The sequence below is a fragment of the Chthoniobacterales bacterium genome, assembly GCA_035274845.1.
In the GTDB taxonomy this organism is placed as follows: Bacteria; Verrucomicrobiota; Verrucomicrobiia; order Chthoniobacterales; family UBA10450; genus AV80.
The window spans coordinates 40,019-55,450 of sequence record DATENU010000009.1; the positions used below are offsets into that span (position 1 = coordinate 40,019).

At 59.0% G+C, this 15,432-nt stretch carries 15 protein-coding genes; 12 read left to right on the top strand and 3 right to left on the bottom strand.

The window, feature by feature from the left end; translation table 11 throughout:
- The first annotated feature begins 36 nt into the window (after window positions 1–36).
- From VJU77_03880 to VJU77_03915, 8 genes are all read left to right on the top strand, one after another.
- Entirely contained in the window at window positions 37–1,380 is a 1,344-nt protein-coding gene (locus VJU77_03880) for a hypothetical protein (protein ID HKP02481.1), read from the top strand.
- The gene (locus VJU77_03885) at window positions 1,377–2,249 is read left to right on the top strand and encodes a hypothetical protein (GenBank protein HKP02482.1); all 873 of its coding nucleotides are present in this window, start codon (window positions 1,377–1,379) and stop codon (window positions 2,247–2,249) included. The genes VJU77_03880 and VJU77_03885 overlap by 4 nt, the downstream gene beginning before the upstream one ends.
- 248 nt (window positions 2,250–2,497) lie before the next feature.
- On the top strand, window positions 2,498–6,418 hold the full coding sequence (gene carB, locus VJU77_03890; protein HKP02483.1) for a carbamoyl-phosphate synthase large subunit: 3,921 nt from the start codon (window positions 2,498–2,500) through the stop codon (window positions 6,416–6,418).
- Window positions 6,419–6,488: 70 nt separating this feature from the next.
- Window positions 6,489–7,112, top strand: coding sequence for a peptidylprolyl isomerase (locus VJU77_03895; GenBank protein ID HKP02484.1), 624 nt, complete (start codon window positions 6,489–6,491; stop codon window positions 7,110–7,112).
- A gap of 21 nt (window positions 7,113–7,133) precedes the next feature.
- Window positions 7,134–7,646: a peptidylprolyl isomerase gene (locus VJU77_03900; protein HKP02485.1), complete on the top strand. Its 513-nt coding sequence runs from the start codon at window positions 7,134–7,136 to the stop codon at window positions 7,644–7,646.
- Between the two features lie 100 nt (window positions 7,647–7,746).
- Entirely contained in the window at window positions 7,747–8,631 is an 885-nt protein-coding gene (locus VJU77_03905) for a carbon-nitrogen hydrolase (protein ID HKP02486.1), read from the top strand.
- Window positions 8,632–8,784: 153 nt separating this feature from the next.
- Complete coding sequence (locus VJU77_03910; protein ID HKP02487.1) at window positions 8,785–9,318, top strand: superoxide dismutase family protein; 534 nt, start codon at window positions 8,785–8,787, stop codon at window positions 9,316–9,318.
- 46 nt (window positions 9,319–9,364) lie between these two features.
- Window positions 9,365–10,468: an HD domain-containing protein gene (locus tag VJU77_03915; GenBank protein HKP02488.1), complete on the top strand. Its 1,104-nt coding sequence runs from the start codon at window positions 9,365–9,367 to the stop codon at window positions 10,466–10,468.
- 77 nt (window positions 10,469–10,545) lie between these two features.
- Here the strand turns inward: VJU77_03915 and VJU77_03920 are convergent, their stop codons facing one another.
- Window positions 10,546–11,295, bottom strand: coding sequence for a site-specific DNA-methyltransferase (locus tag VJU77_03920; GenBank protein HKP02489.1), 750 nt, complete (start codon window positions 11,293–11,295; stop codon window positions 10,546–10,548).
- Between the two features lie 128 nt (window positions 11,296–11,423).
- Complete coding sequence (locus tag VJU77_03925; GenBank protein ID HKP02490.1) at window positions 11,424–11,681, bottom strand: hypothetical protein; 258 nt, start codon at window positions 11,679–11,681, stop codon at window positions 11,424–11,426.
- A 194-nt stretch (window positions 11,682–11,875) separates the two neighbouring features.
- On the opposite strand from VJU77_03925, the gene VJU77_03930 reads away from it, so the two are divergent.
- From VJU77_03930 to VJU77_03940, 3 genes are all read left to right on the top strand, one after another.
- Complete coding sequence (locus VJU77_03930; GenBank protein HKP02491.1) at window positions 11,876–12,136, top strand: hypothetical protein; 261 nt, start codon at window positions 11,876–11,878, stop codon at window positions 12,134–12,136.
- Between the two features lie 137 nt (window positions 12,137–12,273).
- Window positions 12,274–12,720 carry a hypothetical protein gene (locus VJU77_03935; GenBank protein HKP02492.1) on the top strand — a complete coding sequence of 149 codons (447 nt, stop codon included), beginning with the start codon at window positions 12,274–12,276 and terminating at the stop codon, window positions 12,718–12,720.
- A gap of 112 nt (window positions 12,721–12,832) precedes the next feature.
- Window positions 12,833–13,642 carry a thiazole synthase gene (locus tag VJU77_03940; protein HKP02493.1) on the top strand — a complete coding sequence of 270 codons (810 nt, stop codon included), beginning with the start codon at window positions 12,833–12,835 and terminating at the stop codon, window positions 13,640–13,642.
- Between the two features lie 89 nt (window positions 13,643–13,731).
- Here the strand turns inward: VJU77_03940 and VJU77_03945 are convergent, their stop codons facing one another.
- The gene (locus tag VJU77_03945; protein HKP02494.1) at window positions 13,732–13,962 is read right to left on the bottom strand and encodes a hypothetical protein; all 231 of its coding nucleotides are present in this window, start codon (window positions 13,960–13,962) and stop codon (window positions 13,732–13,734) included.
- Between the two features lie 249 nt (window positions 13,963–14,211).
- On the opposite strand from VJU77_03945, the gene VJU77_03950 reads away from it, so the two are divergent.
- Entirely contained in the window at window positions 14,212–15,429 is a 1,218-nt protein-coding gene (locus VJU77_03950; protein HKP02495.1) for a TIGR00300 family protein, read from the top strand.
- Window positions 15,430–15,432: the final 3 nt, after the last annotated feature.

Genomic DNA, 15,432 nt, shown 5'->3' on the forward strand with positions numbered 1-15,432 from the left:
TTCGCAAAAGGGCTCGGGGAGGGCCAATGATCGCCTGTGTTTGCGCGTTTCCGACGGCAGGGTTGGTGGAAGGGGTTCGCCGTTCTTGGAATATTCGCAGCGCTTGTCGGGGCGAGCATTATTCTCTTCAATCCGCGTCTGACCCGCTACGTGGAGAGCGATGCGTTTCGGGAAGAGCTGGAGAAGCAGACCGCGAAGGGGCTTCATTTTCCGGCGGGCCAGTTTGCTCCGATTCGGCGGACCGGCTTTTTGTCAGCGGCGTCCGAACGATTTCAGGCCCGGGAAGGACAAAAGGCGCTGAAGGCGTTGGATGCGCGGCGGATCACGGCCCATTTCAATCCGCTTGGGGTGTTTCTGCGGCGGTGGGAACTCGACGCCCTGCATATCGACGGCGGTGAAGTGGGCATTCAGGTTTACGAGCCCAAGCCGGAGCCGTCGCCCAGCAAACCGTGGTATCACCTGTTTCTCCCGAATCGCGTTTACCTCCGGCGAGTTTGGTCCGAGCCCGCGGATGTGACCTGGCAATTTCGAAACGAGAAAGGCGGTTTCTTCGGGACCCGGTTGCTGATCACTCCCCACGGCCGTGATTTCGAATACCAGGCGACGGGCGGCATGATGAAAGGCGCACTTATTCCCGACCTTCCTCTGCGCCATACCCACCTGCTTATCACCCGGACACTCCTCACGCTTTACACGCTCGATCTTTCGCCCGGCGCGGAGGGCGGCGGATTCATCCATGGGGAAGGCACCGCGGGAACGCGTGAGGACAAGAGCATCGATTTCAAAGTGCGATTCGGCGAAATACCGTTGCGCGAATGGTTGCCCGCCAGCTGGCGCGACCAGGCGAGCGGCCTGGCTGCCGGCGATGTGCATTGGCACGGCAAGAATCCTAAGCTCGAGAGTTCGCAGGTGGAGGGATCGTTCCAGGTCGATGGCGGACGCGTCCGGCAATTGCCGTTCCTGGAAAAGCTCGCTTCGATCACCGGCCGGAAATCGATTGCCTCGCTGGAACTCAATGAATGTTCTGCGGAGTTGGTTTGGAAAAGTCCCCAGCTTGAAATCAAGAAAATTGCCGTGGAGGACAAAGGGAAATTTCGAATCGAAGGGGCGTTGTCGATCCGGGACAAATCGCTGGAGGGCGCGCTCCAGTTGGGCCTGGCCCGTGAATATCTGGAATGGCTCCCGCACGCCGAGGAAGTTTTCCCGAAGGAGAGCGCGGGCTACCTTTGGACCACTGTGCATTTGTCGGGAACGATCGACAAACCGGAGCAGGATCTCAGCCCTCGCCTTGTCGAAGCGCTGAAGGAATCGCCGGGCGCATTCCTCGGCCTTATCTTTCGTCAGCTCGGAGATTGGCTGAAGGATGCTTTCGGAGAATGAACTTTGACGACTTCCGGTTGGACAAGCGCGGTCGAGCCCGATTTGATGGCAGCGTGAAGGGATTCACCCTTTTCCGCCTTCTGCCCTTGGTCATTTCGGTTTGCTGGCCAATGGGCGCAATTGAATCCGCCACTCTCGCCGGTCAGCAGGTTGCAGGTGGGAAAACGGTGGAGATTCGTTTCCCGGTTTCAAAATATTTTCAGGACATCGCGGCCCAGGGCGGTAATCCGCGGGTCGAAACAGGAAGGGCCGTCCTGACTTTTCCGCCCGGTTTTGATCCGGCGCGGCGCTGGCCGCTTCTGATCGTGACTTCCACGACGGATTATCACCGCACGAGTCCGATGGACGCGGAGTGGTATCGCCCGCCCGCGGATGCCGAGGGCTGGGTGATTCTCGCCTCGGACGCGACGGTCAAGGCCCGGCAGGATTCGACTCCCTGGCGGCTCGGAATGTTGGGCGCGGCGTTGGAAGCCATGCGCAAAGACTGGCCGCAGTCAGCCCGGTGGCCGGTCGCGTTCGCCGGAATGTCCGGCGGAGCAAAGCGCAGCGGCCTGCTGGGCGCGATGCTGGCCAAGGCCGGAGTGGTAAATATCTGCGGCTTTTATTTCAGCGGAATCAACGACGACAGATTGAGCCCCGCCTACAAGACCTACCAGCCGGGGGCGGATTTCCTGAATATCCCGATTTGGATCAGTGGCGGCATGGACGACACAATCGCCACTCCCTCCTCGGAAGGCGCCGTCCAGGCCTCTCTGCAACGCACCGGCTTCAAGCGAATTCGCATCGAAAGATTCATGGGCGGTCACCGCTTGAAACGATCCGAAGTGCGGCTGGCCCTGCGCTGGTTCCGGGAACTCGGCGGATTCTGAACGGAAGTTAGGCTTCCAGCCTGACTCGGACGACATGCTTCTAGCTTGTCGACATTTGTTGCGGATGGCGCTGCGAGAATCGCTTGTCGACATTCTCGCAATTCCGACAGCCTGGCAGGCCGTCGGCCGAGTCAGGCTGGCAGCCTAACCTCCGTTTCCAGAATCGATCAATATTTTCAAGTCGCGGAGCGGCGCCCGCGTTTAGCTCGTGATCTTCGCGTGATTTCGTCTATCGTCCGCTCGCTCCAATGCCGCGGAACAACGATCTCCACAAGATCCTCCTGATTGGCTCCGGCCCGATCGTCATCGGGCAGGGCTGCGAATTTGATTATTCCGGCGTCCAGGCCTGCAAGGCTTTGCGCGAGGAAGGCTACCAGGTCGTTCTCATCAATTCGAATCCCGCGACGATCATGACCGATCCGGAATTCGCCGATCGGACCTATGTCGAGCCGATCACGCCCGAAGTCATCGAAGCGATCCTGGAACGGGAAAAACCGGACGCGATTCTGCCGACGATGGGCGGCCAGACGGCGCTGAATGCGGCCATGGAGTTGAATCGCAACGGGGCGCTCGCCCGGCACAACGTGAAATTGATTGGGGCGAACGCACAGGCCATCGCGAAGGGCGAAGACCGCCAGCTGTTCAAGGAAGCGATGCTTCGGATCGGGCTCGATGTTCCGCGCTCGGGCATCGCGCATTCAATCGCGGACGCCATCCGCATCGCGGGCACGATCGAGAAGTTTCCGCTGATCATTCGCCCCGCTTTCACTTTGGGCGGATCTGGTGGCGGTATCGCCTATAACCGCGATGAGCTGGAGGAAATCGTCGACCGCGGCCTGGCGCTTTCGCCGGTTACGGAGGTGCTGATCGAGGAATCGCTCGTCGGCTGGAAGGAATTCGAGATGGAGGTGATGCGGGACCGCGCGGACAACTGCGTCGTCATCTGCTCGATCGAGAACTTCGATCCAATGGGTGTGCACACCGGCGACTCCATCACGGTCGCGCCCGTCCAGACCCTTTCCGACAAGGAATTCCAGATGATGCGGGATGCGTCGTTCGAGGTCATTCGGGAGATCGGGGTGGAGACCGGCGGCTCGAACATCCAGTTTGCGGTCAACCCGCAAAACGGACGCATGGTGGTGATAGAGATGAATCCGCGCGTCTCGCGTTCGAGCGCGCTGGCCTCGAAAGCCACCGGGTTTCCGATCGCCAAAATCGCGGCGAAACTGGCCGTCGGCTACACGCTCGACGAAATCCGAAACGACATCACGCGCGAAACGCCGGCGAGCTTCGAGCCGACGATCGATTACTGCGTAGTCAAGGTGCCACGGTTCACCTTCGAGAAATTTCCCCAGGCCGATCCAACGCTCACCACCCAGATGAAGAGCGTCGGCGAAGCGATGGCCATCGGGCGCACCTTCAAGGAAGCGTTGCAAAAGGCGCTCCGTTCGCTCGAGATCAAACGTTTTGGATTATGCGGCGATGGGAACGAGAAACGGGTGGATGCCGAGACATTGCGCCTGAAACTCGCGACTCCGAATGCCGAACGCATTTTCCACATCGCCCAGGCCTTCCAGGACGGAATGTCGATCGAGGAAGTTTTCGAGCTGACCAAGATCGATCGCTGGTTCCTCCATAACGTGCGGCAGATTGTGGAGGAGGGCCAACGGAGGTTAGGCTGCCAGCCTGACTCGGCGGACGGGCTACAAGCCTGTCCTGCCAACTCGTTCCAACCTTTCGACGAACAAACTTCCATTCACCAAACCAAACGCCACCTGCCTCATTGGGAGCAACCCGGCGCCACTTATTTCGTCACCTTTCGCCTAATCGACTCAGTCCCGCAGAACGTTCTCGTGCAATGGCGCGAAGAGCTTCAGCAATGGCTCAAAGTGCATCCGAAGCCTTGGGACTGGCGAACCGCTCGTGAGTACATGCGCTTATGCGAAGAAAGCCGGGAGGAATGGCTCGATCGCGGCCATGGCTCCTGTTTGCTGCGCGATGCGGCGGTCGCCGCCATCATCGCGGCCGGTCTGAAGCATTTCGACGGTGACCGGTACTTGCTGGACGCGTTCGTCATTATGCCGAATCACGTTCATGTTCTGTTCAAGCCCAGGGCCGGCAACTCACTTTCGTCAATTCTGCATTCGTGGAAATCGTTTTCGGCAAACGCGATAAACCGCCAGGTAGCTCGGCAGGGGCCGCTCTGGATGTCGGAAAACTTCGATACGATTGTCCGGGACGCGGCACATCTGGTCGCCTGCCGCGAGTACATCGCGCAGAACCCAGTAAAGGCGAGACTGGAATCCGGAGATTTTATTTTGGAGGTGCGTGGGATGTTGCGGATTGAGGACGGGAACGAACGACAGGCTGGTAGCCTGCCGGCCGAGTCAGGCTGGAAGCCTGACCTCCGGGAGCTGCGTCGCCTCAAGAAGCTTGGCTTCTCCGACCGCCAGCTCGCGATCGCGCGCGGAATTTCAGAAGCCGAGGTTCGCGCGGAACGAAAAGCCGCCGGTGTCATTCCGACGTATCGCTTGGTCGACACCTGCGCTGCGGAGTTCGAGGCCTTCACGCCTTATTACTACTCAACCTACGGCACCGAGAACGAAATGCGGCGAACCGAGAAGCCCAAGATCATGATTCTGGGCGGCGGACCGAACCGGATCGGACAGGGAATCGAATTCGATTACTGCTGTGTCCACGCGGCTTTCGCCCTGCGTGAGATCGGGTTTGAAACCATCATGGTCAATTCGAACCCGGAGACGGTTTCGACCGATTACGACACGAGCGACAAACTCTATTTCGAGCCGCTGACGCTCGAGGACGTGCTCAACATTTACGAGCAGGAGCGCCCCGAAGGCGTGATCGTGCAGTTCGGCGGACAAACGCCGCTCAACCTGGCGGCGGGCTTGAAAGCCGCGGGAGTCAGGATCATCGGCACGCAGCCCGAAAGCATCGAGATGGCGGAGGACCGGAAGCTTTTTGCCGCCATGCTCGACAAACTCCTCCTGCGCCAGACGCCGAGCGGCTCGGCGGTCAGCGCCGACGAAGCTCTCGCGATCGCGGACCGGATTGGCTACCCGGTGCTCGTCCGGCCGTCGTTCGTGCTGGGTGGCCGGGCCATGGAATTGGTTTACAACGGCGACGACCTGCGCCGCTACATGCAGAGCGCCATCGAAGTCAGCCCGGACCGGCCAGTGCTGGTGGATCGGTTCCTCGAAGATGCGATTGAGGTCGATGTCGATTGTATTGCCGATGGCGAAACGAGCGTCATCGGCGCGATCATGGAACACATCGAGCAAGCCGGCATTCACAGCGGCGACAGCGCCTGCGTGATTCCGACGTTCTCGCTGCCGGGCGCCGTCCTGCAACAGATCCGCGCCGCCACGACAGCAATGGCGCGGGAACTGAAGGTTCGCGGACTCATGAATGTCCAGTTCGCCGTGAAAGGGGACGACGTTTACGTGCTCGAAGTGAACCCGCGGGCCTCGCGGACGGTCCCTTTTGTGAGCAAGGCCATCGGAGTGCCGCTCGCGAAACTGGCAGCGAAAGTGATGACTGGAAAGAATCTGACCGAGCTCGGTTTTACCAGCGAGATCGTGCCGAGACATTTCTCCGTGAAGGAAGCGGTCTTTCCGTTCCTGCGCTATCAGGGCGTCGACATCGCGCTCGGCCCGGAAATGAAATCGACTGGTGAGGTGATGGGGATCGACGCAGATCTCGGCCTGGCCTACGCGAAGTCACAAATGGCCGCCCCGCCGCCGCTGCCAAAATCCGGCCGCGTCTTCGTCAGCGTGAAGGATAGCGACAAGCAAAGCGTGATTCCGCTGGCGCGTGAATTTGTCGAGCTCGGTTTCCAGATCGTTTCGACGAGCGGGACGGAAGCGGCCCTGCGTGCGGCCGGCGTTCCGGTGACGAAGGTGTACAAGATTCGCGAGGGCCGTCCGAACGTGCTCGATCTCGTGACCAATCGGGACATTGATTTCATTATCAACACCCCGAGCGGGAAGATTCCCCGGGAAGACGAAGTCAGGATTCGGAACGCTTCGCTCGCCCAAAAAATCCCGATCATGACGACGGTGCGGGCCGCGCAGGCCAGCGCCAACGGGATTCGTTCATTGCAGCGGAGCAAGGTGCAGGTGAAGACCCTCCAGGAATATCATGGGAAATGACGAATGCCGAATGACGAATGCCGAAGGGAGAATCGGTTGAACGTTCGACGTTGAACGCTACGGTCAACGCATGAAACTGACATTGGTTTGTTGCGTGCTGGGGCTGGCGTTCGTCGCCGCGCCGGTGCGGAGCGAGGAAAAAAAAGAAGAAAAGAAAGACACCGCCACGACCACTGAAGTGAAGGAGGTTGCGGTATTCAAAACGAGCGAAGGCGAATTGGTGGCCGAGTTCTGGCCGGACGTGGCCCCGAAGACGGTCGAGAATTTCAAAAAGCTGGCGAAATCCGGCTTTTATGACGGCACGGCGTTTCACCGCATCATCAAAGGATTCATGGCCCAGGGTGGCGATCCGCTGACCAAGGATGCTTCGAAGGAAAGCATGTGGGGGACCGGCGATCCGGGATACAAGATCAAAGCCGAATTCAACGCGAAGAAGCACGAGCGTGGCGTGCTTTCGATGGCGCGCTCCGCCGATCCGGACTCAGCCGGCAGCCAGTTCTTTCTCTGCTTTGGTCCGGCACCGGCCCTCGACAACAAATACACGGCCTTTGGCAAGGTGATCAAAGGCGATGCCGTCCTCGACAAGCTGGCCAATGTGCCCGTCACGCAGAGCGCGAGCGGTGAGAAAAGCAAACCGGTGAATCGCGTCGCGCTGGAAAGCGTGAAAATCGTTCCGGCCGATTCGGTGAAGTAGCCTGGGAAACTCATTTTTCCAATGACTGCATCACAAAACGAAGTGGCGGTAATCAAAACCAGCGAAGGCGAAATGGTCGCTGAGTTCTGGCCGGACGTGGCCCCGAAGACGGTCGAAAATTTCAAGAAGCTGGCGAAATCCGGGTTCTACGATGGGACGGCTTTCCATCGCATCATCAAAGGCTTTATGATTCAGGGCGGTGATCCGCTGACCAAGGACGAAAGCAAGCAAGCGCGCTGGGGCACGGGCGACCCGGGTTATAAGATCGACGCGGAGTTCAATAAGAAGTCTCACGAGCGCGGGGTGCTTTCGATGGCCCGCTCGCAGGATCCGAATTCAGCCGGCAGCCAGTTTTTCATTTGCCATGGCCACCCGAAGTTTCTTGACGGGCAATACACGACCTTCGGGAAACTGATTAAAGGGGACGAGGTTCTTGAGAAGATCGCGACCACGAAAACGCTCCCGGGCGATCGGCCGGAAAAGCGAATGAACGTCGAGAGCATCAAGATCGTTCCGGCGGACTCGGTGCAATAGTTTCTTGTTGTAACGACGGCGCTCTGTCGCCGTAAGATCGCGTAAATTACAGGCAGCGCTTGTTACGCCGACAGAGCGGCGTCGCTACAACTACGGATATATGCACGCCAATAAAACGACCATCGCGTTGGTCCAGATGCAGTGCGGGACCGATCAGGCCGCAAATCTGGAGAAAGCGATCGCGCGGATTCGAGACGCGGCGAGAGGCGGCGCCCAGATCGTTTGCCTGCCGGAGCTGTTTCGCTCGCAGTATTTTTGCCAGGCGGAAGATCACGCGAACTTCGCGTTGGCCGAGGAAATCCCGGGGCCGACCACCGCGGCGCTGGAAACCGTGGCCCGCGAGACTGGCTTGGTGATCGTTGCCTCGCTTTTCGAGAAGCGGGCCGCGGGCGTTTACCACAACACCGCTGCCATCATCGACGCCGACGGCAAATATCTCGGGAAGTATCGCAAGATGCATATTCCTGACGACCCTTCTTATTTCGAGAAGTTTTACTTCGCGCCCGGGGATCTCGGTTTTCAGGCCTGGCCTACCGCGCACGGAAAAATCGGCGTCTGCGTTTGCTGGGACCAATGGTATCCGGAATCCGCCCGGCTGACGGCGTTGCGGGGGGCCCAGCTTTTATTTTATCCCACCGCGATCGGCTGGCATCCGCGCGAGAAGGAAAAGTACGGCGTGGCCCAACATGCCGCCTGGGAAACGATGCAGCGCAGTCACGCGATCGCGAATGGCTGTTACGTGGCGGCGGTTAATCGGGTCGGCCACGAAGCTCCGGCCGGCGGCGACGGAATCGAATTTTGGGGGCAAAGCTTCGTCGTCGCGCCCAGTGGGGAGATCCTGGCCAAAGGGAGCGTCGATCGGGAAGAGGTCGTCATGGCTGAGATCGACTGGCAGCGGGTGGATGAACACCGGACGCACTGGCCATTCCTGCGCGATCGAAGAATCGACGCTTACTCCGGAATCGAGCAGCGCCTGATCGATTAATCTCCTGTAGCCGCTTCGCTGTGCGAAGCGTCAGAGAACGGGCAACGGTTCACCAACCTTCATTGAGTCGCCCACAGGGCGACTGCTACAGAAGATCGGCTCGAGGATCGTCCCGATGTTTACATGACGCCGTTCACGGCTGTAATGTCGGGCATGAAAATGAACTTCTCCAAGCTGCTTGTTGTCGCGCTCATCGCAACCGCGCTGATGTTCTCGCTGGGGAACGCGGGCGCCCAGGAAATTACCAAGGCGGTCGCGGTTATGCATCCTGCTTCCGGAACCCAGGTAGCGGGAAGAGTCACGTTCACCAAGAGCGGTGACTCCGTCCTGATCGTTGCCGACATCACCGGCCTCACGCCCGGCAAACACGCATTCCATATTCATGAGTTCGGCGATTGCTCAGCGGCGGACGCGACCTCGGCAGGCGGACATTTCAACCCAATGAACAAGCCCCACGGCGCTCCCGACGCCGCGGAACGGCATGTGGGCGACATGGGCAACCTCGAAGCGGATGCCTACGGCAAAGCGCATTTGGAATTGAAATCCAACTTGATGAAATTGAGCGGCGAACACTCAATCCTGGGCCGGGGCGTGATTGTGCACGAGAAGGTCGACGATTGGTCGCAGCCGACAGGCAACGCCGGGGCCCGGCAAGCGTGCGGCGTGGTCGGCGTCGCGAAACCGTAGCGGCAACCAACAGCTGATCGAAAGACCCCCGGACAGATCGGCGCTGATGGCGCCAACAGAGATGGACCTGCTCACGCTTACTGAAATTCGCCGCCACGCCCAGAACGGCGCGGTCGTTGAGGCGCGCGTTCATGTCCAGGTGGAGGGCGCCTCAGCCAAAGTTACGCGCGAGCAAAAACCCTATTGCGAGCTGAGCCTGGCGGACGCCGCCGATCGGATGACGCTGCGGGTCTGGAGCGATCACCCGGAATACAAGGCGTGCGACACCCTCAAAACTTCGGACTTCATCGAGCTCAGTGGCGAATTCCTGCAGCACCAGCAATTTGGGCTCGATGCCAGGAAATGGAAGGTGCGGCATCTCACCGCGCCAGAGCGCTCTGAGCTGTTGCAGGGACCGCCGGCTTTGCGCGCGAGACAGGCGGCCGACTGGGAATACATCGTGGAGCGGACGCGTTCTCTCGAAGATCCGCGCCTCCGCGCCCTCGGCGAAGCTTTCATTGCCGAGCACGGCGACCGGTTCCGGCGGACGGCCGGGGCGCGTTCCTACCATCACGCCCGGCGGGGCGGACTGGTTGAGCACGTTGCCCAAATGATGCGAGTCGCGACGGAACTGGTGCCGCTTTATCCGCAATTGAATCTCGACCTGCTCATCGCCGGAGTTTTGTTTCACGATGCCGGCAAGCTTTGGGAAAATCATCTGCCCGACACCGGGTTCACGATGGGATACGACGAACGCGGCGAATTGATGGGCCATATTTCGATTGGTCTCGAGTTGGTAAATTCTCTCTGGCGCAAAGTGCTCACGGAGGAAAATGCGCGAACCTGGAGCCCGCTCAGGCCAGCGTCCGAAGATGTGCGGATGCATCTGCTCCATTTGGTGGGCGCGCATCACGGCGAACCGCAATTTGGCTCGCCCGTCTCCCCCAAGACGCCTGAAGCAATGGCGCTTAATTACATCGATAATCTCGATGCCCGGATGGAAATGTTCGCGGCCGGATATTTGGTGGCGAAACCGATCGCCGAGCGGATCTTCGATCGAGTTCGGCCGTTGCCGGGGAACCTGGTGAAACCGCTGGAGAAATATCAGGCGCCCGGTTCCAACGGCCCGCCGCCTTTGCCGAAAACGAACGAGACGGGGACGCTGCTGTAGCGTCTTCTGTAGCCGCTTCGCGCAGCGAAGCGTTCGTTGATTTCCTGCAGCCGCCAACGCTTCGCACAGCGAAGCGGCTACAGAAGACGCCTCCGCGCCTCCGCCAGATATTCCTCGTCGATCTCGAACCCGATGAAGTTCTTCACGCCGCAGCGCTTTGCGGCGACGGCGGAGTTCCCGATTCCCAGGAATGGGTCGAGCATCGTTTCCACGCGATCGATGCCATGCAGCTTGATGCACCATTCCGCGAGCTGCACCGGGAAGGTGGCCGGATGCGGGCGCTCCTTGGCGCGGCGTTGGATTGTTTGATACGGAATAAACCAGGTGTTCCCGCGGCAGCGTCGGTCCTTGCCTTTTGTATGGCCCCAGCGCGCGATGTTGCTCTTGTCGGCGTACGGTACCCCGAGCGCGAGGCGGTCGATCGGGGTCCGGCCCTCCGGCGTGAGATGAAAGATGTATTCGTGGCAATCGTTTAGGTAACGCGGCGAGCTGATCGGTTTGAAATGGCCGCGCGAAGTCGTCTGTCCAGCGTCGTCCTCGATCGAGATAGCCTTGATCCAGTGGATCGTATTCTGAAGTATGAACAGATCGCGCAGGCGGAGAATCAACTCATGGGGAAAAAGTGGATTTGAGGGTGCTGCGCCGAGATTAAGAAAGAAAGAACCTTGAGGTCTCAGGACACGCCGAACTTGTGTGGCCCATTCATGGCACCACTCAAGGTATTGCCGGCGGTTCTGTCGATCGGAGTAGCGTCCATACACAATCCCGAGATTGTATGGCGGCGAGGTGACCGCTATGTCGATGCAGTCATCAGGTAGCTGCGCCATTCCGGAGACGCAATCCTCCAGCCGAAGATTAGGCTCAAAGAACCTGAACAATTCTTGGCCAACCGGATGTCGGATTCGAACCATCGTCGAACCCAAACTCCGACAAAAACGAGAAAGTACAAGTGGAACTACCTGCCGAGTTCTGGCCCTAATGTGCGCTCAAAAATAGCCTTCAAACGGTCCTCCCATCCTCCATTTTTGTAGTCAAAGCCATACCGCGGGATTCTCTCTTCGTGCTCCTCGGTAAGTGCAAGCGCGCCCGTTTCTCGGTTAACGGCATTCTGGAGATCAACAAGGAGTTTCTGAAAGCCGCCATCACGTTCCGTCATTGGATCCTGTCGGTCCAGAATTTCTATTTCGGCGGCAGTCAGGGTCACAGTTTGCATCTTAAAACATCGCAAAGCGTTTCCAAATTTCAACGCGGATGGGGCGTGATAATGCGCGTGATCCGCCTATGTTATCGGCGCTTGGGGGCGAGAAGTTATTAACACGTTATTCCCTTTTTTGCTAGACTAGCGTCGTTGCGGGAATACCTTTGCGCCGTGGGCGGTTCCGATAATTTTGCGGCGTCCCTCCTGAAATGGATCCAACTCAACAGGCGGAACTCAGCCGCGTCATCCCTCAATATCTCCACGACGGACGTTATCTCGAATTACTTTCGTTTCTTGCGGTCTTGTATCTGCCCTTTGTCCCAGCATTCTGGAAGGAGTGGCGAAATCGTCGTGAGGTGAAGCAGCTTTACAAGGATCGTTTGTCTGACAAGGATAAGGAGATCGAGCGCTTGGCGCAGCGCATAAAGGAACTGGAAAACGCCAGTCTAAAAACGGTCCGTAGAAAATGATAGCCCTCCAACTAATCGCTCTTTGGCTCTTTGTTCCGGTCGTTCTCTTCGCGACCGCGACAGTTCGGATTCGACGACTGCGCCGCGAACGCGAACATGATCTCATTCTGTACGCGCTATGCGATGCTCGGGACACAGTGGCTGTCAAAACGGTCCGTGGAGAGATTGACGAACGATCCCAAACATTTCGGTACTTCTATAAGCAGCTATCCGAGATCATTCACGAACACAGGCAACATCCGATTGGATTCGCGCACCTCGCGAAGAATCTTGCCGACAATCGAAATAGACCGACTCCCACTTGGGTGCTCCGTTTGATGCGTGAACTGAAGAAAAGTGATGTAGAAACAAAGCAGATGGTGAAACGCTACATTGATTCGATCCAGCTTATCATGGAGCAGGACTCTCTCGTCGTGATGTTAGACAAACTGCCGTTTTGGCTTCGTAAACACGGCGGATTTTTCCGCGCGATTGCCGACCAACCACTATTACCGAAGAGACAGCGAACGTTCGCCCGGTTCAATCTAGCTCTTGCAAACACCGTCGGATATTATTCCGACGATATTTGCGCCGCCGCAGCATAACGCGTCACCTTAAAGGTGGGTGCGTGGGGTGGGGTCAACACATTGTTCGCCGAGCTGACATCGGTATTGCGCGACTTTTTCGATCCCGCGAAGTGTGTGATAGATTGAGGCCATGTCCGACAAACCTGCCAAGCTGAAGATCGCCGATCGCGAATTCACTTCGCGACTCCTGGTCGGCACGGGAAAGTTCGGCTCGAACGAATTGATGCGGGACGCCCTCATCGCCAGCGGAACGGAAATCGTGACGGTGGCGCTGCGGCGCGCCGATCTTTCGGGGAAACACGATGCCTTCGCGAACATTCTCGACTTCATCGATCCGGAACGTTTTCTCCTTCTGCCCAATACAAGCGGCGCCCGGAATGCGGCTGAAGCAGTGCGTCTCGCCCGCCTGGCCGCCGCTGCCGGACTCCCTAAGTGGGTCAAACTCGAGATTCATCCCGATGCTCGTCATCTTCTGCCCGATCCGGTCGAAACCCTGGCGGCCGCGGAAATTTTAGTGAAAGAGGAATTTGTCGTCCTTCCCTACATCAACGCCGACCCGGTTCTCGCTAAGCGATTGCAGGATGTCGGGACGGCCACGGTCATGCCGCTCGGCTCGCCGATTGGGAGCAATCGCGGCATCGAAACCCGCGCGCAGATCGAGATCATCATCGAACAGGCCACGGTGCCGGTGGTGGTGGACGCCGGCCTGGGCGCTCCGAGCCAGGCCGCCGAGGCGATGGAAATGGGAGCAGACGCCGTTTTGGTGAATACCGCGATCGCTATCGCGTCGGATCCGAGCCGGATGGCGCATGCCTTCCGGAAAGCCGTCGAGGCCGGACGGGAAGCGCGCGAGATCGGATTGGCCGAAGCCAGGTCGAGCGCGTCCGCCACCAGTCCGCTCACCGGGTTCTTTTCGAGCGGGGATTCACCTCTTCTGTAGCCGTCGCCCTGTGGGCGACGCCGGGATTGGAGGGCCTGTGCGCCCCGCATTCGCTTCGCACAGCGAAGCGGCTACAGAAGAACGCCGCCCTACAGCGGCCGAAAATTAACGCCGGCGTCGTTGTAGAATTCGATCTGCCTCCCGCCAACGCGGCGCACAACCCGCCAGCCCTGCCGTCGGGTAATGTCGCGCAATTCGGAGTCGGACAGCGCCTGGACGACCTTAAGTTCCGCCGGATGGGTCACAAAATATTCTGGCTTGATCGCGAGCATGCGCGCGATCTTCGCGATAACGGCCGGCAGCTGTTCCTTCGCCGTCATTGGCCTGTCATGCGCCGCTTGGCCGGCGGATTCTTCGGCAATTTCCCGGGCACTGCCGGGGGTTGTTTCGCGGGCCGATTGAGCTTCGATCCCAGCGCCAGATGGGCCTTACGCGAGGGCGAAGGTCCACGGGCTGTTGGCTTTTCGTTACGTCGCATCTTCTCTCTAAAAACGATTCCCGGCCACGTGCCGGCCTTGTTAGTCCCGGCAAACTTGGCGAAATGGGGACGCTGGTCTAGGTTCGGCCCGATGTTTTCCGAAACCGTTGTCCTGCGAGGCCATATTATCGATTCCCTGATTCTGCCCAAGGTCCTCGACCAAATCCTGACCCAGGGAGGCGATTTTAAGATAGGCGAAATCAAGATCGGCCAGAATCGGGTCGACCAAAGTTATGCCCGGATTGAAGTCTCCGCGCCCTCGCATGAAACGCTCGACGATATCGTCCTGCGGCTGCGCCAGCATGGCGCGGAAGTCATGGAAAAGGCGGACGTGCAACTCGCTCCGGCCCCGGCGGATGGAGTTTTCCCCAAGGATTTTTACGTCACGACGAATCAACAGACTTTCGTCACGCTGGATGGCGCCGAGATCGAAGTCCAACCGGCGCTGATGGATTGCGCGGTGGTGGTCGATCGCGCCGCTCGCCGGGCTACCGCGAAGAAATTCCACGAGGTCAATCGCGGGATGGAAATCGTGGTGGGCCACCAGGGGATCAAGGTGGTTCCGGTGCAGCGATCCACTTCGCACACCGATGTGTTTGAGTTCATGTCGACGAACATTTCCCTGGAGAAACCGAAGAGCGGCATCATCCGGGAAATGGCGACCGAGCTTCAGCGGGCCCGGACGGACGGCGGCAAGATCCTGGTCGTGGCAGGTCCGGCGGTCATCCATTCGGGCGCGGCGCCGCACCTGGAAAAGTTGATCGAAATGGGATTTGTCGATCTGCTTCTCGGAGGGAACGCGCTGGCGCTCCACGACATCGAGAACGCTCTCTTTGGCACCTCGCTGGGAATTAATCTGGAACGCGGCTCGCTGGCGGAGCGCGGCCATGAGAATCAAATGCGAGCGATCAACGCCATTCGGGAGGCGGGCAGCATTTCGCGCGCGGTCGAAACGGGCGCGCTCAAGAGCGGAATCATGGCGGCGTGCGTGCGCCACGGCGTGGAATTTGTCCTGGCCGGATCAATCCGAGATGACGGCCCGCTACCGGAAGTTATTTCCGATACGCTCCAAGCGCAGGACGCGATGCGTGAGAAAATAACCGGGGTCAGCACCGCCCTGATGATGGGGACGATGCTGCATTCCATGGCGGTGGCGAATTTGCTTCCTGCCAAGGTAAAAACGCTTTGCGTGGATGTGAATCCGGCGGCCGTAAGCCGGCTGACCGAGCGAGGCTCCTTCCAGTCTCTCGGGTTGGTTTCCGATCTCGAGCCGTTCCTCCGCGAGCTAATTGTCATCCTGGGGCGTTAAACC